The organism is Mongoliibacter ruber, assembly GCF_003003005.1.
GTDB classification, from domain to species: domain Bacteria; phylum Bacteroidota; class Bacteroidia; order Cytophagales; family Cyclobacteriaceae; genus Mongoliibacter; species Mongoliibacter ruber.
Genome location: NZ_PVTR01000006.1, coordinates 313,330 through 333,862 on the forward strand (window position 1 = coordinate 313,330; position 20,533 = coordinate 333,862).

Annotated in this window: 19 protein-coding genes and 1 rRNA gene; 9 read left to right on the forward strand and 11 right to left on the reverse strand. The window is 39.8% G+C overall.

Going from position 1 to position 20,533, the window contains the following annotated elements; all coding sequences use genetic code 11:
• Window positions 1-8 precede the first annotated feature (8 nt).
• Window positions 9-584, forward strand: a complete 576-nt coding sequence (ruvC, locus tag CLW00_RS12080) for a crossover junction endodeoxyribonuclease RuvC (protein WP_106133936.1) — start codon at window positions 9-11, stop codon at window positions 582-584.
• Here the strand turns inward: ruvC and CLW00_RS12085 are convergent.
• On the reverse strand, window positions 581-1,129 hold the full coding sequence (locus CLW00_RS12085) for a porin family protein (protein WP_170073219.1): 549 nt from the start codon (window positions 1,127-1,129) through the stop codon (window positions 581-583). The two genes, ruvC and CLW00_RS12085, sit on opposite strands and share 4 nt — an antisense overlap.
• Before the next feature lie 85 nt (window positions 1,130-1,214).
• Between CLW00_RS12085 and CLW00_RS12090 the strand changes: the two genes are divergently transcribed.
• The 3 genes from CLW00_RS12090 to CLW00_RS12100 all read left to right on the forward strand — a co-directional run bounded on the left by CLW00_RS12090 (window position 1,215) and on the right by CLW00_RS12100 (window position 4,317).
• Entirely contained in the window at window positions 1,215-1,778 is a 564-nt protein-coding gene (locus CLW00_RS12090) for a Crp/Fnr family transcriptional regulator (protein ID WP_106133938.1), read from the forward strand.
• 73 nt (window positions 1,779-1,851) lie between these two features.
• Window positions 1,852-3,153 carry a parallel beta-helix domain-containing protein gene (locus CLW00_RS12095; RefSeq protein ID WP_106133939.1) on the forward strand — a complete coding sequence of 434 codons (1,302 nt, stop codon included), beginning with the start codon at window positions 1,852-1,854 and terminating at the stop codon, window positions 3,151-3,153.
• 3 nt (window positions 3,154-3,156) lie between these two features.
• Complete coding sequence (locus tag CLW00_RS12100; protein ID WP_106133940.1) at window positions 3,157-4,317, forward strand: SO2930 family diheme c-type cytochrome; 1,161 nt, start codon at window positions 3,157-3,159, stop codon at window positions 4,315-4,317.
• Window positions 4,318-4,349: 32 nt separating this feature from the next.
• Here the strand turns inward: CLW00_RS12100 and CLW00_RS12105 are convergent, their stop codons facing one another.
• The 7 genes from CLW00_RS12105 to CLW00_RS12135 all read right to left on the reverse strand — a co-directional run bounded on the left by CLW00_RS12105 (window position 4,350) and on the right by CLW00_RS12135 (window position 11,768).
• The gene (locus CLW00_RS12105; protein WP_106133941.1) at window positions 4,350-4,946 is read right to left on the reverse strand and encodes a porin family protein; all 597 of its coding nucleotides are present in this window, start codon (window positions 4,944-4,946) and stop codon (window positions 4,350-4,352) included.
• Window positions 4,947-5,040: 94 nt separating this feature from the next.
• On the reverse strand, window positions 5,041-6,114 hold the full coding sequence (locus CLW00_RS12110; protein ID WP_106133942.1) for an alanine racemase: 1,074 nt from the start codon (window positions 6,112-6,114) through the stop codon (window positions 5,041-5,043).
• 1 nt (window position 6,115) lies between these two features.
• The gene (locus CLW00_RS12115; RefSeq protein WP_106133969.1) at window positions 6,116-6,556 is read right to left on the reverse strand and encodes a GNAT family N-acetyltransferase; all 441 of its coding nucleotides are present in this window, start codon (window positions 6,554-6,556) and stop codon (window positions 6,116-6,118) included.
• Window positions 6,549-7,991 (reverse strand): sodium:solute symporter family protein, encoded by a 1,443-nt coding sequence (locus CLW00_RS12120; protein WP_106133943.1) that lies wholly within the window; start codon window positions 7,989-7,991, stop codon window positions 6,549-6,551. Before CLW00_RS12120 ends, CLW00_RS12115 begins: the two co-directional genes overlap by 8 nt.
• 342 nt (window positions 7,992-8,333) lie before the next feature.
• Window positions 8,334-9,083, reverse strand: a complete 750-nt coding sequence (locus tag CLW00_RS12125; RefSeq protein ID WP_106133944.1) for a succinate dehydrogenase/fumarate reductase iron-sulfur subunit — start codon at window positions 9,081-9,083, stop codon at window positions 8,334-8,336.
• 27 nt (window positions 9,084-9,110) lie between these two features.
• Window positions 9,111-11,045 (reverse strand): fumarate reductase/succinate dehydrogenase flavoprotein subunit, encoded by a 1,935-nt coding sequence (locus CLW00_RS12130; RefSeq protein ID WP_106133945.1) that lies wholly within the window; start codon window positions 11,043-11,045, stop codon window positions 9,111-9,113.
• A gap of 39 nt (window positions 11,046-11,084) precedes the next feature.
• Window positions 11,085-11,768, reverse strand: a complete 684-nt coding sequence (locus tag CLW00_RS12135; RefSeq protein WP_106133946.1) for a succinate dehydrogenase cytochrome b subunit — start codon at window positions 11,766-11,768, stop codon at window positions 11,085-11,087.
• A gap of 261 nt (window positions 11,769-12,029) precedes the next feature.
• Between CLW00_RS12135 and CLW00_RS12140 the strand changes: the two genes are divergently transcribed.
• The 4 genes from CLW00_RS12140 (at window position 12,030) to fabD (ending at window position 16,868) form a co-directional block, all read left to right on the forward strand.
• Window positions 12,030-14,819 (forward strand): T9SS type B sorting domain-containing protein, encoded by a 2,790-nt coding sequence (locus CLW00_RS12140; protein ID WP_106133947.1) that lies wholly within the window; start codon window positions 12,030-12,032, stop codon window positions 14,817-14,819.
• Complete coding sequence (locus CLW00_RS12145; protein ID WP_106133948.1) at window positions 14,816-15,232, forward strand: thiol-disulfide oxidoreductase DCC family protein; 417 nt, start codon at window positions 14,816-14,818, stop codon at window positions 15,230-15,232. The genes CLW00_RS12140 and CLW00_RS12145 overlap by 4 nt, the downstream gene beginning before the upstream one ends.
• A gap of 40 nt (window positions 15,233-15,272) precedes the next feature.
• On the forward strand, window positions 15,273-15,902 hold the full coding sequence (locus CLW00_RS12150) for a carbonic anhydrase (protein ID WP_106133949.1): 630 nt from the start codon (window positions 15,273-15,275) through the stop codon (window positions 15,900-15,902).
• Window positions 15,903-15,989: 87 nt separating this feature from the next.
• On the forward strand, window positions 15,990-16,868 hold the full coding sequence (fabD, locus tag CLW00_RS12155; RefSeq protein WP_106133950.1) for an ACP S-malonyltransferase: 879 nt from the start codon (window positions 15,990-15,992) through the stop codon (window positions 16,866-16,868).
• Window positions 16,869-16,886: 18 nt separating this feature from the next.
• On the opposite strand, the gene folK is transcribed toward fabD, so the two are convergent.
• Entirely contained in the window at window positions 16,887-17,381 is a 495-nt protein-coding gene (gene folK, locus CLW00_RS12160; RefSeq protein WP_106133951.1) for a 2-amino-4-hydroxy-6-hydroxymethyldihydropteridine diphosphokinase, read from the reverse strand.
• A gap of 70 nt (window positions 17,382-17,451) precedes the next feature.
• Here folK and sppA point away from each other — a divergent pair, with 70 nt between their 5' ends.
• Window positions 17,452-19,212 carry a signal peptide peptidase SppA gene (gene sppA, locus CLW00_RS12165; RefSeq protein ID WP_106133952.1) on the forward strand — a complete coding sequence of 587 codons (1,761 nt, stop codon included), beginning with the start codon at window positions 17,452-17,454 and terminating at the stop codon, window positions 19,210-19,212.
• 16 nt (window positions 19,213-19,228) lie between these two features.
• On the opposite strand, the gene CLW00_RS12170 is transcribed toward sppA, so the two are convergent.
• Both CLW00_RS12170 and rrf read right to left on the reverse strand, forming a co-directional pair.
• Window positions 19,229-20,122, reverse strand: coding sequence for a flavin reductase family protein (locus CLW00_RS12170; RefSeq protein ID WP_106133953.1), 894 nt, complete (start codon window positions 20,120-20,122; stop codon window positions 19,229-19,231).
• 323 nt (window positions 20,123-20,445) lie between these two features.
• Window positions 20,446-20,533, reverse strand: a 5S ribosomal RNA gene (gene rrf / locus CLW00_RS12175); the annotation flags it as partial.

Consider the following 20,533-nt stretch of genomic DNA (forward strand, 5'->3'; position numbering starts at 1 on the left):
TTGCGTTGATGAGTAAAGTAGACAAAAAAGAAGCAAAGGAAAAAATAATTCTTGGAATAGACCCGGGCACCAACATCATGGGCTATGGTTTGATCCTTGTGGAAGGAAAGCAATACAAGCCACTACAGTATGGGGTCATTCACTTAAAAAAGTATACTACTCACGAACTCAAGCTCAAAAAGATTTTTGAAAGGATTACAGGACTTATTGATGAGTTCCACCCGGATGCAGTAGCATTGGAAGCCCCTTTCTATGGGCAAAATGTACAGTCCATGTTGAAACTTGGCCGTGCACAGGGCGTGGCTATGGCTGCTGCTCTTGCCCGGGAAATCGCAATTGTTGAGTACTCACCTAAAAAAGTAAAGCAGTCCGTCACCGGCAACGGAAATGCGTCTAAAGAACAAGTGGCTGCTATGCTGAAGACTTTGTTGAATATTGAAGAATTGCCAAAATTATTGGATGCTACTGATGCTTTGGCAGTAGCAGTCTGCCACCATTTTCACGATGGCAGACTTCAGGCTAGAGGCCGCACTGCCGGCTGGAAGTCATTCTTGGAAGAAAACCCCAACAGGATTAAGGGTTAGAAATTCCTATTTACTGAAAAATGGAATACCCTGCTTTTGACATTGGTATCAAAATAATTGAGGTCAATCAACCCAAAATCGTAACCCACTTGAATACCCACTCCATTGTATATTTCATAAGCAACTCCTAGCACAGCAGCCAAATCATATCCCCTGATAGTGCTTGTAGCCCTAGATACTCCATCAGGACCTTCAAATCTCCTTGCAGCCAATACTGAAGCCTGCGGACCAGCAAAGACATTCAACTTCTCCGTAACACCATATCTCACCACAACAGGCACATCGATATAACTCAACCTGTCATTGACAGCTTCTACATCAGATTTGATTCCCTTTTGGGAAAAATAAAGGCCCGGCTCAACTTTGATCTTGTCCATAAGTTCGAAACCGTAGTATGCTCCTGCACGAAATGCCACACGGGAGTCGAAACTGTATCCATTCAAATTGGCTACATTGATTCCAGTCCTTAATCCAACTTGTGCAAATAAGTTTTGCGTAGTCATTAAGCCGAAAATGACAAAAGAAAGCAATAATAGTTTTTTCATGTTCATTGAATAATTTTATTTAATTTGTTTCAGATAGTTTAGTATTCAGGGCAAACATGTTCTTCAACCCTTTCTTTAAAAAACATTGAGTAAATTAACAGAAACCCTTAATAACTTTTTGGATTTAGATGAAAAATCTTTGCAGGCTTTTTTAGAAAATGGTCATATCCTTAAAATATCAAAGTCTAAAAAACTTATAGAGGAAGGAGAGGTCAGTGAGTTTTTGTTTTTTATCCAAAAGGGCAGTGTCAGAAGTTACTACTTTAGGGATGACAAAGACATTACCATCAGCTTCAGTCTTGAGGGGGAATTCATCACCTCTATGTCCAGTTTTATTACACAAACTCCTTCTTATGAAAACATTGAAGCCATGGAGGATTGCGAAATGTGGTGTATCAGTCATAAGTCCTTGATGGACTTGTTTGAGGAGTATCATGATCTTGAAAGGGCTTATAGATTACTTTTGGAACAATATTACATCAGACTGGAGGAACACCTTATATTTTCAAAATTCAAAAATGCTCGGGAAAGGTACGAGGAGTTAATTCAATATAAACCGGAGATCATTCAAAAAGCAAGTGTGGGACAAATAGCTTCCTTTTTAGATATGAGTATAGAAACCCTAAGCAGAATTAGGGCAAGCCTTTGATTTTTTGATATTTATCAAATGACAATTACCTGTCAATTCGATAAATTTGACATATGCCATAAACCAAGCAACTATGAAAACTAAACCCTGCTACTCGTTTTTGTCAATTTTGCTCTTAATATCGGGCATTTTGGTTTCCTGTAATGACAGTAGTTCAGAAATGACCTATGACTCCAGTAAACTTACTCGTGCTAGTCAGGACGAGGTAGATCAGGTTGTAGAAGCCTTCGTCATGGCAAAAGACGGAGACATCATTGAAATCCCTGCAGGTTTTTACAATTTGAAGACGCAGTTGATTTTGGATAATAAAAACAACATCACCATCAAAGGTGCCGGAATGGCTGAAACGGTGCTTTCATTCAGGGAATTGAGGTCAGGTGGAGAAGGAGTAAAGCTTGTTGGTAACAATGTGAAAATCCAAGACCTGAGTATTGAGGATGCTCCCGGTGACGGCATCAAAAGCCAGCATAGCGATGGCATCACCTTTAGGCGAATCAATGTAACCTGGACCAATGGCGACAAGTCGAAAAACGGAACCTATGCCATTTATCCTGTCCAGTGCAAAAATGTCATGATTGATGAATGCATTGCTTCCCATTCCAAAGATGCAGGTATCTATGTGGGGCAATCTGAAAACATCATTGTCAAAAATTCACTGGCCTTTGGGAATGTAGCCGGAATTGAGATCGAAAATTCAGATAATGCTGAAGTATTTGGCAACGTTGCAAGAGACAACTCAGGTGGCATTCTGGTGTTTAACCTACCCGGACTTCCCAAAGCTGAGGGCCGTGGCACCAAAATCTATGACAACGACATCATTTCAAACAATCATGTCAACTTTGCTATGCCACTCAGTGAGGAACCAAATGGCAATACTGTGACCATGATTCCTCCCGGTTCTGGAATCATCCTCTTAGCCGCCAAAGATGTGGAAATCTACAATAACCGAATACACAAAAACAAAACAGTGGGTGTAGCGATATCCAACTACCACATTACAGGCTTCCCTTCCGAGGCGCCCAATTGGTCTCCATTTACGTCCAACATTTACGTCCACGGTAATGACTACCAAAGAACTATGAAAATACCGGATCTTTCTAAAGAGTTTGGTCAGCTGATCTCTGTATACAATGCACATGGCAAAGGCAAAACCCAGGATATTGTGTATGATGGCTTTTGGGACAAAAGCCTAAGCGCAGATATCAATACCAACCCGATGAAAATCTGTATTCAGGAAAATGGGATGGAAAAATTACACTTTACACTTTTTGACCTTTGGGAGGGTGAAGAGAATATCAAGGCATCAAAAGATTATGCGCCTTTTCAATGTAAAATCGAAATCAAGACAGACGTCAATCCTATAGCCAATTTATAAAAAATGAAAAAGTGTTTTAATTGGTATAGTATATTCTTGCTTTATGGTGTTTTTGCGGCTTGTTCTAGCGATCCCAAAAAAGAATCTCCAGGGGAAGCAGAAATAACCTACGAAAACTGGGAAGCTCCTGAAGTAGAACTTTCCACTTTGGACTTTGACCAAATGCCATTCAAAAATCTTTCTGATTACGGCTTTTTCAAGGGAAAAATAAGAGAGATGAAAGCAGCAGATGGTGTAATGATCTATGAACCCGCTTCATCTCTATTTACTGACTATGCCCACAAAAGCAGGTACATCTGGATGCCTGATGGACAGCATGCAGCAATCAATGATGATATGGAAGGAACTATGGCCTTTCCCGACCGGACGGTATTGATCAAAAATTTTTATTATCCGGCAGATTTCAATAAACCAGAAGAAAACATCAGGATGATAGAAACCAGGCTGATGATCAGAAGAAATGGTATTTGGGAAGCTTATCCCTATGTGTGGAACAATGAACAGACTGATGCCTCATACAAGGTAGTAGGAGCCGAAATCCCTGTAAAATGGAAGGACGAAAAAGGAGAATCACAAATCATCAATTATATTGTCCCCAACAAAAACCAATGTAAAAGTTGTCATAATGTCAATGAAGAAATGGCTCCGATTGGTGTAAAAGCCAAGCACCTCAATCATCCATTTGCATACAGTTCAGGAAATCAAAACCAATTGGTAAAATGGGAAGAGGTAGGATATCTTAAAGAAATGGGCAGTATCGAAAATCTCCCTTCGGTGGTCAATTACACTGACCAAAGTCAGGGTCTTAACCTTAGGGCGATGGCATATCTGGACATCAATTGTGCACATTGTCATAGGGCCGAGGGGCCTGCTAGTACATCAGGTCTGTTTCTCAATTATGAAGAAAGAGACCACATGAAATTGGGAGTTTTTAAAACACCAGTAGCCGCTGGTTTCGGTGCAGGTTCATTTAAGTTTGCTATTTATCCTGGAAAAGCAGATGAATCCATTTTGACTTTTAGAATGGGAACCAATCAAGTAGGAGCGGCAATGCCTGAGATTGGAAGGGTAAGTGTACATGAAGAAGGACTGCAATTGATCAAAGATTGGATCAATGAAATGGATGAAAAAACGTTGAAAAATCAAAAGGCCCAATTAAAATAACTGAGCCTTTTTAAATAAATATGATTAAGATTTTAGAAGGTCAAACCTACCGAAAGTTGAAATCCTCTGTTGTATGCATTTGAATTACTGTTTTTAAATACCGGAGCCATTCCATAATTGTATGAACCCTGCACATTCAATCCCTTGGGGAGATTATAACCCAGTCCAACAACTACACCATAATCCGTTTCTCTAACATTATCGGAATCAAAGCTTACAGTAGAACCAAATAAGTCGCCTTCAAAAGTAGATGAAGTCAGAAATGAGATCTGTGGCCCTGCAAAGATATTTAATCCTTCAGTCAGGTAAGCCCTAGCCAAAATCGGAACGTCTATGTAATTCAAATTCGCCCTGGAATTGAGAAAGTCATCATTTCTGGTTCCTTTCATGGAATAATACGCACCTGGTTCTATGGCAAAAGATTGTCCAAGAAAGATCGTGGAGTAAAGACCTAAATGAAATCCTGTTCTATTGGTGTAATTGTCTTCTGAGATATCTCCACCACCAAAGGTGAAAAAATTACCTCCTCCACGGACACCAAGACCACCTCTTCCCTCATTGCTGGATTGCGAATTAGCATTGACTGCAAACAGTGCCATTACAGCGAAAATCATTGTTAACTTTTTCATAATTTAATAGTTGGTTTGGCCTCAAAAAGGCCAATACTATGCCAAAAACCAACTTTATATACATCAGAAAAGCTAAACCCTTGTCGCTCAACAGCTATTCACTGACAACTTTATCCACATAACTGGAATTGAGAATACTTAGAGCACCCATGTATTTGAGGCCAAACTTCACCACATCCCCAACTTGATACTTTTTGGGATTTACTCCTAAATTAAGTATCAGCATATCTGAACTTGCGCCTAAAATCTCAAATTCACCATCTTCAGGAATTAAGTATTTGGGATCAACATCAAGCAATCCAATGTCTAGAATGGCTCTAAATGAAGACCTTCCATACAACTCCTCATCAATTTCTATCACCTCTCCTTGTGGATTGGCCGCTAGGGTACCACTGGGCAAAAGTGGCTTTTCCTGCATTTCGATAATTTCAGCAAATAGGGTAAAAACATCCCCATGCATCCCCTCAATAATTTTCTCTTCAAACAAATCAACTCCGAAAAACAAAGTCTCCCCTACCCTGAAGTGATTTACTCCTTTTGGCAATTGCTTGTGTAACATGAGTGGTATGGTCACAGAAGTACCTGCCGATACCCAGGGTATTTCTTTGTTAAATTTCAATTCAATGATTTGCTTGTAAAGCGACAATTGTATCAACTTATCAGAAGACGGCATGACACCATTCAGGCAGTTGAGGTTGGTGCCAAGACCGATTACATCGATATTTGGCAAATCAAAAATCTTTGCATAAAAATCAACCAAATGGTCTCCCATGACACCTTCTCTTAGGTCTCCTGTCTCCACCATAATGATGATTTTATGCGTCTTGCCTTGTTTTACCGCTTCATCAGAAATCCATTTGATGGTGGTCAATTCACTATTAAGACTTACATCTGTATACTTGACCATCTTGTCTATGTTTCTTTTAGAAACCGGCTTGATGTATACAGTTTGGATATCTGGGTTGATTTCTTTGACTTTCGCCAAGTTGCTGATCCTCGAGTCATGAATCTCATTCACCCCGAGGTCAATCAATTCTCCTATAAACTTCCTGTTTCCACATAAAATCTTAGAAACCACACCCCAGGATATTTCACTTTCATCAAACATCCCTTTGAGGTAATGGAAGTTTTCTCTGAGTTTGGTTCTATTTAGTGTAAAGTAAGCCATATTATTTTTTTAGTCTCATTTCTAGGTATTTGTTAGTAAAACCTAGTTTTTCATAAAGTATCTTAGCTGGGTTGTCAGGTTCTACATGTAGTGCTATATCTCCATTGGCCAGCTCAATGGCAGTTTGCATTATTTTTTTCCCTACACCTTTCCCTCTTTGTGATGCATTGACAGCAATGTACACTAAGATATTTTCCGGAATATAACCCGACATTCCTGTCTTGTTGATGACTACAGCACCTACGATACTATCATCTTCTCGTGCCAAAACCGCAAAACCACCCTTGTCCACTGCCTGATCTAAAGCATAATCGAGACATTTCATGATGTCCGCATGTGGATCTCCATATTGATCAAGGTGCTCAAAAAGAAAATCAGCGATCTCCTTTTTTTGCAAATAGGTAGCTTGATCTATTGCCGAAAGTGTTTCTATTTTAAGCATAAACTTTATTTTTATTTTGTTTTTTCTTATCAGATATATAATAAACAAGCAAATACATTGCTAAAGAAGTAAATAGTCCGAAAAAATTTGGATCAAGACCTAATGGCAGGTTCAACTCCATTGCACCCAAAGTAGCTGTGACAGTTCCGCCTGAAATCATGGCAGCTACCGCAGCCCAAGGGCTTCTCTTTTCTGTAAACAAGCCAAAGAGTATTGGAACCAATAATCCTGACACCATAAAAGCATAGCTGTAAAGCATCAATTCCAACACATTGGTCATTTGCATGCTTACTGCCAATGCTAAGATACCCAAAATCAGGGTGAAAAGCTGGCTAAATCGAATTTGATACTTTTCGGGTTTTGCATTCAGCCACTTTCCAAATATATCTGTCGACAAATTGCCCGAAGCTGCCATCAGGCACGAATCCGCTGTTGACAAGACCGCAGAAAAGTAAGCCGCCATCATCAGCCCCAAGATCCCCGGAGGTAAAATCGTCCTGAGCAAAATGGGTAGTCCCATTTCAGGGTCTAAGGTATCCAAGTCAATAATCAATAATCCCTGTTCAAAAGCTACTTTGGAAAGCAAACCTAAACCCACTCCCATAAAGGCCATAATAGGCCATTCAAATAGTCCTGCAATAAACCAAGCTTTCTTGGCCGACTTTTCATCTCTACTGGCAAAAATCCTTTGGTAAAGGGTCATGCCTATAAACCAAATAGGCAATATTGTAATCCCCCAATTGGCAAGGTCTTGCCACCTCAAATTAGTCAGGGAAAAATACTCATCTGGAAGCGTGGCTCTTATGCTTTCCCATCCACCAACATGATAATAGGCAACGGGAAGTCCAATAAAAATAAAACCCAACATGAGAATGATCCACTGCACCGTATCTGTATAAATAACCGCTTTCAGGCCACCCAACACTGTGTATACCACTGCTATCACCCCCATGATAACCAAAGCTTGGGTCAGACTGAGTTCAAGGAAAGTCCCTGAAGCCAGCTTTGCTCCAGCCAATAGCTGAGAAGAGGTAAAACCTAAATAACCTACCATGGAAATAATGGCAGCTACTATCCCTACTTTTTTGTCGAACAGGTGTTGAAAGATTTGAGGGAAGGTGTAGAAATTAGCAAAAGCCTTGTCTGACTTAACCCGTGGAATCAAAAAAACTGCTGCCAGCCAAGCCCCTAATAAACCTGTGAAAAGCATCCAACTACCTGATAGCCCCATCACAAATCCTAGACCACCTAAGCCAACAGAGAAGCCACCGCCCACATCTGTAGCCACGACTGAAAGGCCAATATGCCAGCTGCCTATACTTCTCCCACCGACATAATAGTCATCCTGGCTTTTGTTTTGGTTCATAAAATAATAACCAACGCCAAGCATGGCCACCATGTAGCCCACAAAAATCCCCAGATCAATAAGATGCATTCCTTAGTAAATATCTAATCAAATAAATTTTTTAAATTATAGTAATTTTTAAAGATACGAATATTTGATTTGGTCTAAAAACGAGAAACTATCTAATTTATCCGATATAAGAATATTGAAGAATTAAATACGAATAGGCACAAAAAAAGCCGGACTAGCCGGCTTTTAAAACTAAAACTTATTTAAATTATGCGTCTGTTTCTTTGTTTTTAAGTCACAAGTCTGTTTATCTTATTCCTTGTCTCAGAGCAATATCCATCAATAGACAATATCAACTACTATTAGATTGGTCAATTTGGTTTGTTGCCTACTGACAGAAACGCTGACATACAAATAGTGATTTTATACATTTTCAGAACTTACAGATGCAGCAAAGTACTCTCTGTTCATTCTTGCAATATTGCTCAGGCTGATTCCTTTAGGACATTCTGCAGAACAAGCTCCTGTATTGGTACAAGCGCCAAATCCTTCAGAATCCATTTGTGCAATCATCTTTTCAGCTCTTTCTTTCCTCTCTACCTGTCCTTGTGGGAGCATGGCAAGCTGAGAAATCTTAGCTGATGTAAAGAGCATTGCAGAGGCATTTTTACAAGCAGCCACACAGGCACCACAACCGATGCAGGTTGCTGCATCAAATGCTTCATCAGCAATTCTTTTAGGAATAGGGATTTCATTTGCATCAGGCACACCGCCGGTATTGACCGAAACGTAGCCCCCAGCTTGGATAATTCTATCGAAGGAGGATCTATCTACTACTAAATCTTTTACCACAGGAAATGCAGTTGCTCTCCAAGGTTCGATAGTAATGGTCTCCCCGTCATTGAAAGACCTCATGTGCAACTGACACGTAGTCGTTTGCAAAGGCCCGTGAGGTTTGCCATTGATATGCAATGAACACATACCACAGATACCTTCTCTACAATCATGGTCAAAATGAACTGGATCTTCTCCTTTATCGGACAATTGTTCATTAAGCACATCCAACATTTCCAAAAATGACATGTCTTTGGATATATCGGTTACTTTATAATCTTTAAATCCTCCTTTATCGGATATATTTTTCTGTCTCCAGATTTTCAAAGTTAAATTCATAGCTCTTACGAGTTTAAATGCTTTTGATTACTTATAACTTCTTTGGGTCAACTTCACATTTTCAAATACAAGAGGCTCTTTCACAAGCTCTTCTTCTTGCCCTTCACCCAAGTATTTCCATGCAGCGACATACGCGAAATTCTCATCATCTCGCAATGCCTCTCCTTCAGGAGTCTGATACTCTTCTCTAAAGTGACCGCCACATGATTCATTTCTATGCAAAGCATCATCTACCATCAACTCACCAAGTTCGATGAAGTCTGCAACCCTATGCGCTTTTTCGAGCGATTGATTGAGCTCTTCATTATCTCCTAGTACTCTGACATTAGACCAAAACTCTTTTTTCAATTCCTTGATCATACCTTTGGCTTTTGTCAAACCTTCGGCAGTTCTGGCCATTCCACAGTAATCCCACATGATTTTACCCAATCTCTTATGGAAGTGATCTACTGTTTTTTCTCCTTTTATATTCAGTAATTTCTGAATTCTATCTTTTACTTCTTTCTCTGCTTTTTGGAACTCAGGATGATCTGTCGACACTTTGTCATATCCAGCCTGAGCCAAGTAATCACCAACAGTGTAAGGCACTACAAAGTAACCATCAGCTAGACCTTGCATAAGCGCAGAAGCTCCAAGTCTATTGGCCCCATGATCAGAGAAATTTGCTTCTCCCAAAGCATAAAGCCCCGGAATATTCGTCATGAGGTTGTAATCTACCCAAAGACCACCCATTGTATAATGCACGGCAGGATAAATCATCATTGGTAACTTATAAGGATTGTCACCGGTGATTTGCTGATACATGTCGAAAAGGTTGCCATATTTGGCTCTAATCAAATCTTCACCGTCTCTTGCGATAGCATCTCTGAAATCCAAGAATACAGCTTCTCCTGTTTCATTCACGCCTCTACCTTCGTCACAAGCATACTTGGCATTTCTAGAGGCCACATCTCTAGGAACCAAATTACCAAAGGAAGGATATTTTCTTTCCAAGAAGTAATCCCTATCTTCTTCCTTAATTTCGTTGGCAGTAATCTGGCCTTTCCTAAGTTTTTCAGCCATTTCGACTGTTGCAGGTACCCATACTCTACCATCATTTCTAAGTGATTCAGACATCAAAGTCAATTTAGACTGATGATCCCCTGAAACAGGAATACAAGTTGGGTGAATCTGAGTATAGCACGGGTTTGCCATCAAAGCTCCTTTTTTGTGAGCCCTCCAAGCGGCAGTTACATTGGATCCCATGGCGTTGGTAGAAAGGTAAAATACGTTTCCATAACCCCCTGAACACAGTAATACGGCATGTGCAGAATGAGATTCAACAGCACCAGTGATGAGGTTACGTGTTATTATCCCACGGGCTTTTCCATCCACGGTCACCACATCCATCAGCTCAGTTCTCGGGTAGAGCTTCACTTTACCGTTGGCTACCTGTCTACTCAAGGCAGAATAAGCACCCAATAGAAGTTGCTGACCCGTCTGACCCCTGGCATAAAAAGTCCTGGACACTTGTGCTCCACCAAAAGAACGGTTGGCCAACAAACCTCCATATTCTCTAGCAAAAGGAACTCCTTGGGCCACACATTGATCAATTATATTTACGGATACTTCAGCAAGTCTGAAAACATTTGCTTCTCTTGCTCTGTAGTCACCACCTTTGATGGTATCGTAAAAAAGTCTGTACACAGAATCACCATCATTCTGGTAATTTTTTGCAGCATTGATTCCACCTTGTGCAGCAATACTATGCGCTCTTCTTGGGCTGTCTTGGAAACAAAATGCTTTCACATTATAGCCAAGCTCTGCCAAGGAAGCCGCAGCGGAAGCTCCGGCCAGGCCAGTTCCTACTACGATAACTTCATATTTCCTCTTGTTAGCCGGATTTACCAGCTTTACGTTAAATTTATGTTTGGTCCATTTTTCTGCCAATGGGCCATCAGGTATTTTAGAATCTAGTATCATCTAACTGAAATTTAAATTTCCACATTCATTAATTTATCCCTACAAAGTCTGAATGTACATGACAATCGGAATAAGGGCGAACAGTGCTGGAATGACAATCGAAAAGATGGATCCTACCTTTTTGATCAAAGGTGAATATTTCACGTGATTGAGACCAAGCGTCTGGAAGGCACTTGCAAAACCATGCGAAAGATGAAAACCTAAGAATCCCATAGCAACTACATATACGATTACATATAGTATGTTGGAATATGCCTCTGATATGATTGCAAATCCATTTTTATATGTGATACCGTCATAGACTATCGTTGGTATTTCCCCAAATTTAAATTCATACCAAAATCCTCTTAGATGTATAATTAAGAACAGTAATATTACCGTACCTAAAATACCCATGTTTCTGGATGCCCAAGTACTATTAGTAGAAGCATTACTAACAGCATAACTTACTGGCCTCGCTTTTTTATTAGTTTTGGTCAATAAGATAGCCCAAATAACGTGAATCAGGATAAATGCAAAATTCCCAATTGAAACAACCTTAATAAGCGGATTGTTTGCCATAGTCTCTGCATAAATATTAAATGATTCACCTTCATCCGGTAGTAGAAGCTGGAGGTTACCTGCTAAATGTACTACCAAAAATAATATTAGAAACAATCCGGTGAGGGCCATCAATAGTTTCTTGCCCAGGGTGCTATTCAAGGTTTTAGTTACCCAACTCATATACTTTATTTAAGTGTTCGTTGATTATAGGTTTATTAAACTTTGGGGCCAAATTTACATTTGGAAAGCTTAGTAAACAATCCGAACACAAACGATTGAACTTATTTTAAAACGTTCTAAATAGACTGTTTTCTATCGATTATTTCTTTAATTGAATTCACATCTTAACCAACTGTACAAATTTATTGTTTGCTTTAAAGAAAATAATTTCGACTTGAATTAGTTAAATTCGTATAACTTGTACAGCAAAGCCAAGAGTTCATGAAAATCAGATATTTACTTTTAATTTTCTTTTGCCTCTTCCTATCAGCGGTCCAACAATCTTACGCCACCCATATTCGCGCAGGTGAAATCATCGCAGAAAGAGTCAGCACAACAGCCCTCACCTATAAAATCACAGTCGTGGGCTACACCGATACGAGATCAACTGTGGTATTGGGACCCGGTGATATCAACTTTGGAGATGGAAGGGAAACAAGATTAAATACAGAATCAGAGTTTTCAACGGTTGAAAATCTGGGCAATCAAATTGAAAAAACAACTTTTGTAATTGAACACACTTATCAGGGCCCTGGACAGTATACAATTTGGTTTAGGGAATTTAACCGGAATGCCAATACGCTTAATATGGACAATTCGGTAGATACTCCATTTTATGTGGAAACCATGATTACCATTGATCCATTTATAGGCATTAATAATTCACCGGTTTTAACGATTCCACCAGTCGATAACGGCGGTGTAAACGTAAGGTATATCCATAACCCTGGTGCATATGATCCGGATGGAGACAGTTTGGCTTATTTTTTCGATGAAATCACCGTAAGACCAAAGCAAGGTTTTCAAAGATTTGTCAACAATTACAGAAGCCCTGGGTCCGGCGAGTTTTCTTTTAATAGAGAGGACGGTTCAGGTAATCCATTTATAGAAATCGATCCGATTACTGGTGATTTGATATGGGATGCTCCTGGCCTTGCAGGACAATACAACATTGCATTCCAGGTACAGGAATGGCGTAGAATCGGAGGAGAATACCGTCTTATTGGTTATGTGATCAGGGATATGCAGATCATTATTGAGAATACCAATAATCAAAGACCTGAGCTTATACTTCCTCCAGACCTCTGTGTAGTAGCTGGTACTAAAATAGAGGAAATTATTCAGGGTTCTGACCCGGATGGAGACCCTATACGGATAGAAATCTTTGGAGAACCAATGGAAATAAATACCTCACCTGCTTCCTACAACCCTATGGCGGTATTTCAATCTAGCCCTGGAATTGTTGACTTCGAGTGGCAAACAGTCTGTGGTCATGTAAGAGAAAGAGATTACGAAGTGAGAGTAAGAATCACCGATCAGCCTAGGTCAGGCCCTGCATTGGTAGATATCCGAACGTGGCGTATAAAGGTCGTTGGCCCCCCTCCTGTATTCAATGAAGTAGAGCAACAACAAGGTCGATCAGCAAGCCTTGAGTGGGATCCTTACACCTGTGCCACAAGTGCAGAAAGTATGCAAGTCTGGCGAAGGCTCAATTCCGATCCTTATGAACCTGATTCTTGCGAAACAGGTATAAGGGCTGGTTATGAGCTTGTAGGAACTACCGATATGGGTACCTTTAATTTTTTAGACGATAATAACGGAGAAGGACTTGCTCCGGGGAATACCTATTGCTATAGATTAGTGGCTGCATTCCCAGTTCCAAGATTGGGAGAAAGTATAGTTTCTGAGGAAATATGCATCACAGTAGATGTGGATGTCCCATTGATCACAAATGTAAGCGTAGAAGAAACCGATACAGAAACCGGTGAAATATTCATCCGCTGGACCCCACCTTATGACATTGACAGGGAACAATTCCCCGGACCTTTTACCTATGAACTACTGAGAAATACAGGCTTTACGGGCAATCAAAACAGGGTTTCAGTAATTTCAACCTCAGATACCTCATTTACAGACACAGGACTGAATACTGAAAACCTGGTCTATAATTACAAGGTGATTTTGAAGGAAAACAACACCACTATAGACAGTTCAAGTTCAGCCTCATCAGTGAGGTTATCCCCCACCATCATCAACGAAGCTATTGAGCTGAATTGGGAATTCAATGTACCTTGGAACAATACAATTCAGGAGTTTCGACATGAAGTCTACAGGAACCGAACCGATGCAGATGCATTGGATGAAGATACATTTGAGCTGATTGCTGAAGTTGATGTGACCACAGCTGGTTTCAATTACTTTGATGATGGCAGTCACAATGGAGTCACCCTAAAAAGAGATACCGAATATTGCTATTATGTCATTACCAAAGGTGCCTACAACATCGACCAATTAGAATATCCACTTGAAAACAAATCTCAGGTAGTCTGTGCAAGACCTGACGATGATAGCTTGCCCTGTCCTCCTGTATTGACCTTCGAGGGTCCTGATTGTGCAGAGTTTTTACAGGATAAAACCTGCAGCTTCAATTCATTTGAACACAACCTAAGCTGGGAGCCTGACTTCTCAGGGTCCTGTGATGATGAATTGAACAATTTCAGGTTGTATTTCACACCTGATGGAGAAGAAGGACAATTCAATCTTGTTGGCACTTATTCTCCTTTCGAATTACAGGCTACTATTACCAATCTTCCAAACTACAGAGGCTGCTATTACATTACCGCAGTCGATAGGTCAGGAAATGAAAGTGACCCTAGCAACATCGTCTGCGTGGACAACTGTCCATATTATGAACTCCCTAATGCCTTCACTCCAAATGGAGACGGTATCAATGAAACGTTCATGGCATTTGACAACCCATTTGCCCAATGTCCAAGATTTGTGACGGGGGTAGAGATTTTCATTGTAAACAGATGGGGAGTTGAAGTATTCCGATACAACAGCTTAAACTCCAGTGAAAATGACATTTTCATTAGATGGGATGGAAGGGATAAAAACGGTAATGACCTTCCTGCAGGCACTTATTTCTACAGCGGCACTGTTTTGTTTGATGTTTTGGATCCCTCGCTACAGCAGCAAAAATTAAAAGGAACTATTCAAGTCATCAGATGAGAGTACAAGACAAGTATGATATAGTGATGTTTGATGGGGTTTGTAATCTTTGTAATGATGCTGTAGACTTTATCATGCTTCGTGACAAAAATGACAAATTCAAATTTGGGGCTTTGCAAGAGGATACTTCAAAAGAAATTCTGAAGGAATACAAAGTAAAAGAAGGTTATTTGGATTCCATTATATTGATAAAAGGAGATAATATATTTTATAAGAGCCGGGCAGCTTTGGAAATTGCTAAAAACCTAAGTGGACTCTGGCCTATGACTTTTGCTTTTATCATCATTCCTTCATTTATCCGAGACCCTATTTACGACTGGATAGCTAGAAATAGGTACAAATGGTTTGGAAAAAGAGAGACGTGCAGGTTTCCCTCCGAAGAAGAAAGGGCGAAATTTCTTGAAGGCAGGTAAAAATTCATTAATTTGAATTTCATTTTGAAAAACCCAGGATATGGATATAGAAAAAGTTTTTGAAAACAATGAAACCTGGATAAGCCAAAGGCTCAAAAATAATCCTGATTATTTTAAGAATTTAGCTAAAGGTCAGAATCCAGATATTTTATACATCGGTTGTTCTGATTCTAGGGTTACTGCAGAAGATCTTATGGGAGTAAATCCAGGAGATGTTTTTGTGCATAGAAATATAGCAAACATGGTCATAAGTATCGACCTCAATGCCATGTCAGTACTAAACTATGCCGTCGACAACCTGGAAGTAGACCATGTAGTGGTTTGCGGACATTATTTTTGTGGAGGAGTCAAAGCGGCAATGCAGTCCGCTGACTTGGGAATCCTCAATCCTTGGCTAAGGAATATCAGAGATGTGTATCGTCTACATAAAGATGAGCTGAATAAAATCTCTGATGAGAATGAAAGGTACAACAGACTTGTTGAATTAAATGTGCAAGAGCAGTGCATCAATCTGCTAAAAACAGCAGTCGTACAGAAAGCTGTAAGGAAAAGAGGAATGAGAGTTCATGGATGGGTTTTTGATGTTTCTACAGGAAAACTAATCGATTTAAAAATCGATTTTAAATCAATTCTGAAAGAAATCACAGAGATTTATGACCTAGGTGTATGATGTGATAAGTATAACTTCAAAATTAGCGTCCTCCTAAGAGGCCGCTTTTTTTTTGATATATTTGCACAAAACTCAAATAATTAAAAAATGACAAAGGCATATATCTTCCCGGGACAGGGAGCCCAATTCTCCGGAATGGGAAAGGACCTATATGAAAGCAATGAAAATGCGAAGGTTTTATTTGAAAAAGCCAATGAAATTTTAGGCTTTAGGATTTCAGACATCATGTTTTCGGGTTCTGATGAAGAACTAAAACAAACAAAAGTTACCCAACCCGCTATTTTCCTACATTCGGTTATTTTAGCCAAAACCACGCCTAACTTCCAACCTGATATGGTAGCAGGACATTCACTAGGTGAATTTTCAGCATTGGTCGCAAACGGCACATTGGCTTTTGAAGATGGTTTGAAATTAGTCTATCAAAGAGCATTGGCCATGCAGGAAGCATGTGAAATCAATCCCTCTGGTATGGCTGCAATTTTAGGTCTTGAAGATCAAAAAGTGGAAGAAATCTGTAATTCAATTGACAGTCAAATAGTAGTAGCCGCAAATTACAACTGCCCTGGTCAATTGGTGATTTCAGGATCAAACGAAGGTATTACAATAGCATGCGAGAGAATGAAAGAAGCAGGTGCGAAAAGAGCATTACCCTTACCTGTAGGAGGTGCGTTTCATTCTCCATTGATGGAACCTGCAAGAGAAAAACTTGAAAAAGCAATTCAAGAAACCACTTTCAGTTCTCCTATTTGTCCTGTCTATCAAAACGTCAGCACAACAGCGGTAAGTGATGTGGAAGAAATCAAAAAGAACCTAATTGCACAATTAACAGCGCCAGTGAAATGGACCCAATCCGTACAAAATATGGTCAAGGATGGCGCTACCTTGTTCATAGAATGTGGTCCCGGAAAGGTACTTCAGGGATTGGTTAAAAAAATTCACAAAGAAGCTGAAGCTACAAGTATATAATTCCATCAAGCCCGGACATCATTCCGGGCTTTTTTGATATTTAATCACCTTGGAGTGGTCATCACAAGCCTCCAAAAGTTGTACTTGGTTTTTTCCCAAAATTGGATGAATGAAATCTGGAATAACCTCTACCAAGGGTTCCAATACAAATTTCCTTTTTGATATATGTGGGTGTGGAATTATCAAACCAGGTTCCTGAATAATATTTTCCCCAAAATAGAGAATATCAATATCCATAGTCCTATCTCCCCACTTCTCTAACCTTTCCCTTCCACAGCTTGATTCAATTTCCCAAATCGCATTTAGAATTTGTCGCGGTTTCTGATCTGTCTGAAACACTAAAACCTGATTGAGGTAATTTCCAGTTGACATTCCTCCCCATGCCTCAGTTTCGAAAATGGAGGAAGACGTTGTACTTATTCCAAATATTTTGTCCAGCTGCATCCTTGCATTTTGGATCAAAGCAAGCCTATCTCCCAAGTTACCCCCAACTATAAGTATTAGTTTTTCCATATCTCCTAAAACAATCGCTAAACTTAATTAAAAAAGCGGTATTTTTAAGGCAAATTTAAAATCACTAAATATGAGATTCTTAGGAAATGTACTAGCTGTGATAGTCGGCTTACTGATTTTTTCAGTTATGAGCTTTTTTATATTTGCAGGCTTAATCGCCATCATCTCTACCTCTGAAGATGATGTGACTGTCAAAAACAATACTGTCCTCGTAATGGACTTGGAAGGAAGGGTTTTAGTAGAGAGAACCAATGAGGATGACCCTTCTTTTTCTAGCTTAAGTCTTTTTGGTGGAGTACCAACAGTAGGACTATCCAATTTGAAAAGGGCTATAGAAACAGCCAAAGAAAATGATGATGTGAAAGGTATTTACCTAAAAGCAGGTACTTTTTCTGCTGGACAGGCCAATATGAAAGAGTTACGGGATGAACTTATTGCGTTTAAAAATGCCGGCAAATTCATATTGAGCTACGGTGAATATTATTCAGAAAACGGATACTACTTAAGTAGTGTCGCTGATGAGGTTTACCTCAACCCAGCAGGCCTGATGGAGTACAACGGATTCGCTTCTGAGATTATTTTCTTTTCAGGTCTATTCAAAAAACTGGAGATAAAACCAGAAGTATTTAGGGTTGGTGATTTCAAAAGTGCTGTTGAGCCTTTCCTTTTGGAGGAAATGAGTGAAGAAAACCGCTTACAAACAGAATCTTTTTTGAACGACCTCAACCAACTTGCAATAAATGAAGTAGCTATTAGCAGGGGCTTGGAACCGGAGCGGGTTATGGAAATCAATTCAAAAATGCTCATTAGAAGAGTTAATGATGCAGTAGAACTCAATATGATCGATGGTTTGTATTATGAGGATCAGGTATTGGATGTAATCAGGCAAAAACTTGAAATAGAGGAAGATGGAAAAATTCCTACTATCAATATCACCAAAATGAATAAAGCTGCAAAATCAAAAAACAGGACATCAAAAAATAGAATTGCTGTCATAGTAGCCGAAGGGGAAATTGTAAGTGGTGAAATGGAAGGAATGATTGGTTCAGAGGAATTTGCAAAAGAAATCAGTAAGGCAAGGAAGAACAAGGATATCAAGGCTATAGTATTGCGTATCAATTCTCCAGGAGGATCAGCTCTGGCTTCAGAGGTGATGTGGAGAGAAATTGATAAGGCCAGAAAAGAAAAACCAGTAATTGCCTCAATGGGTGATGTAGCTGCCTCAGGTGGCTATTACTTGGCCGCAGCGGCAGATACCATCGTGGCTCAACCCAATACCATTACCGGTTCTATTGGGATTTTTGCACTTTGGTTTAATGCAGAAGGGCTCTTGAAAAACAAGCTTGGCATCACGACTGATGTAGCAAAAACCGGAGAATTTTCTGATTTTTTAAGTCCTACAAGACAGCTTTCGGAGACAGAGCGAAGTATTTTCCAAGGATTTGTAGAAGATGGATATGACTTATTCCTAGATAGAGTGGCTACTGGTAGAGACCGTTCCAAAGAAGAAATCATGTCAGTGGCTTCAGGTAGGGTTTGGTCAGGAAATCAAGCCTTAGAAAATGGTCTGGTCGATGTTCTGGGGAATTTAGAAAATGCCATCGAGATAGCTGCAGAAAAAGCCGGTGTTTCCGATGATTACAGAACGGTTTACTATCCACAAACAAAGCCGTGGTTTGAGCGCTTTATGAGTCAATTTTCAAATGAAGTACAAGCGAGAATAGGACTTCAACAATACGGCCCCCTTTCCCCTTATGTCAATGAGCTGGAAAAACTTAAGAGAATGGAGGGTCTTATGCTGAGAATGCCATATGACATTAAAGTAAAGTAAGGGGATTTCCCTTACCTTACTTTTTTTGAAGGAGTATCTTCCAAGCTTCAGCTGCAAAACCTTCTTCAAGCTTTTCTTTTGCCAAGCTATGTAAATGAAAAATATAGCTTTCCTCGTCATTTTGAAAACGCAATTTGAACTCTTGAATAACAGGATGCTGAGCATACTCTTCCAATTCAGCAGCAGAAGGCAACTTTTCCACATTACCTAACCTTCCAAGGTTATTCCCCGTGAGCACCAAACTATTTCGTATTTCAGCAGGGATTTCATCTACCCCTACACCTTTGTTTCTAAGAGGTTTAGGGATTTCAAAAAGGGCATTCCCATTTGCCCTACAATACCAATCCCCACCCATTCTGGAAACAGCATCAAGTTTAAATGGATTGATTTTACCATTTTGATCCAGGATTTCTTCCTGTACATGGACCATTAAGACTTCACATATCACCAAATTGGCAGCTCCTCCCTCTTCTCCTATTGGCAATACCTGCAGTACTTTACATTCAAAAGCTGCAGGTGCTTCTTTGACTCTGGGAGGCTTGACCACTAAAGACTTTTCTTCGGTAAGACCTGCCTTCACAAACTCATTCACTCCTTTATCATATTCTGTACTTGCAAGTGACATCTGTTCCACCATTGGATAATTCACTATGTTAATAACCACCTCCGGCACCTCTAAAACATTATCAAGGCTATGCTTCGTAGTATTATCTCTTACCCTTCTTGATGGCGAGAATACCAAAACAGGTGGATTGGATCCGAAAACATTGAAAAAACTAAATGGACTCAAATTGACATTTCCTTCAGCATCAATGGTACTGGCAAAAGCTATTGGCCTTGGTGCAATGGATCCTAGCAAATAACCATGTAATTCAGCTGTACTTACTCCTTGTGGGTCTATTGATTTCATACTTGTTGGTTCTACATTAATTAAATGGCTTAGAAGCTGATTTATGTTTGTCTAAATTAAGGACTTCATTCAGATAAATCATTATAAAAAACAGCATTTCAAGAGTCTTGTTTAAAAGCTTTATTGGTCTGTATTGTTTACTTTATCTTCAATAAACCTCTATTAAGTCAAACTGCAAAGGTCGCTACTAATGATATACGCTGGGATAATCCGGATGATGAAGGAAGTCTTTGAGAAGGTCGAAAATCGTCATTCGTAAATCTTAATTCTGATTTCCCCCAAACGCAAAAAACCCTTTGGATCGCTCCAAAGGGTCTGTATAAATGAGGCGGCGACCTACTCTCCCGGGTGTAACCCCAGTACCATCGGCGCTGCAGGGCTTAACTTCTCTGTTCGGGATGGGAAGAGGTG

Excerpts from the sequence above, each read along its gene's own strand:
- folK (WP_106133951.1), bottom strand. The coding sequence starts at position 17,381 with ATGGAAAAACTAATACTTATAGTTGGGGGTAACTTGGGAGATAGGCTT.
- CLW00_RS12140 (WP_106133947.1), top strand. The coding sequence starts at position 12,030 with ATGAAAATCAGATATTTACTTTTAATTTTCTTTTGCCTCTTCCTATCA.
- sppA (WP_106133952.1), top strand. The coding sequence starts at position 17,452 with ATGAGATTCTTAGGAAATGTACTAGCTGTGATAGTCGGCTTACTGATT.
- CLW00_RS12135 (WP_106133946.1), bottom strand. The coding sequence starts at position 11,768 with ATGAGTTGGGTAACTAAAACCTTGAATAGCACCCTGGGCAAGAAACTA.
- CLW00_RS12085 (WP_170073219.1), bottom strand. The coding sequence starts at position 1,129 with ATGAAAAAACTATTATTGCTTTCTTTTGTCATTTTCGGCTTAATGACT.
- CLW00_RS12105 (WP_106133941.1), bottom strand. The coding sequence starts at position 4,946 with ATGAAAAAGTTAACAATGATTTTCGCTGTAATGGCACTGTTTGCAGTC.
- CLW00_RS12120 (WP_106133943.1), bottom strand. The coding sequence starts at position 7,991 with ATGCATCTTATTGATCTGGGGATTTTTGTGGGCTACATGGTGGCCATG.
- CLW00_RS12100 (WP_106133940.1), top strand. The coding sequence starts at position 3,157 with ATGAAAAAGTGTTTTAATTGGTATAGTATATTCTTGCTTTATGGTGTT.
- fabD (WP_106133950.1), top strand. The coding sequence starts at position 15,990 with ATGACAAAGGCATATATCTTCCCGGGACAGGGAGCCCAATTCTCCGGA.
- CLW00_RS12115 (WP_106133969.1), bottom strand. The coding sequence starts at position 6,556 with ATGCTTAAAATAGAAACACTTTCGGCAATAGATCAAGCTACCTATTTG.
- CLW00_RS12095 (WP_106133939.1), top strand. The coding sequence starts at position 1,852 with ATGAAAACTAAACCCTGCTACTCGTTTTTGTCAATTTTGCTCTTAATA.
- CLW00_RS12150 (WP_106133949.1), top strand. The coding sequence starts at position 15,273 with ATGGATATAGAAAAAGTTTTTGAAAACAATGAAACCTGGATAAGCCAA.
- CLW00_RS12110 (WP_106133942.1), bottom strand. The coding sequence starts at position 6,114 with ATGGCTTACTTTACACTAAATAGAACCAAACTCAGAGAAAACTTCCAT.
- CLW00_RS12130 (WP_106133945.1), bottom strand. The coding sequence starts at position 11,045 with ATGATACTAGATTCTAAAATACCTGATGGCCCATTGGCAGAAAAATGG.
- ruvC (WP_106133936.1), top strand. The coding sequence starts at position 9 with ATGAGTAAAGTAGACAAAAAAGAAGCAAAGGAAAAAATAATTCTTGGA.
- CLW00_RS12170 (WP_106133953.1), bottom strand. The coding sequence starts at position 20,122 with ATGAAATCAATAGACCCACAAGGAGTAAGTACAGCTGAATTACATGGT.
- CLW00_RS12145 (WP_106133948.1), top strand. The coding sequence starts at position 14,816 with ATGAGAGTACAAGACAAGTATGATATAGTGATGTTTGATGGGGTTTGT.
- CLW00_RS12125 (WP_106133944.1), bottom strand. The coding sequence starts at position 9,083 with ATGAATTTAACTTTGAAAATCTGGAGACAGAAAAATATATCCGATAAA.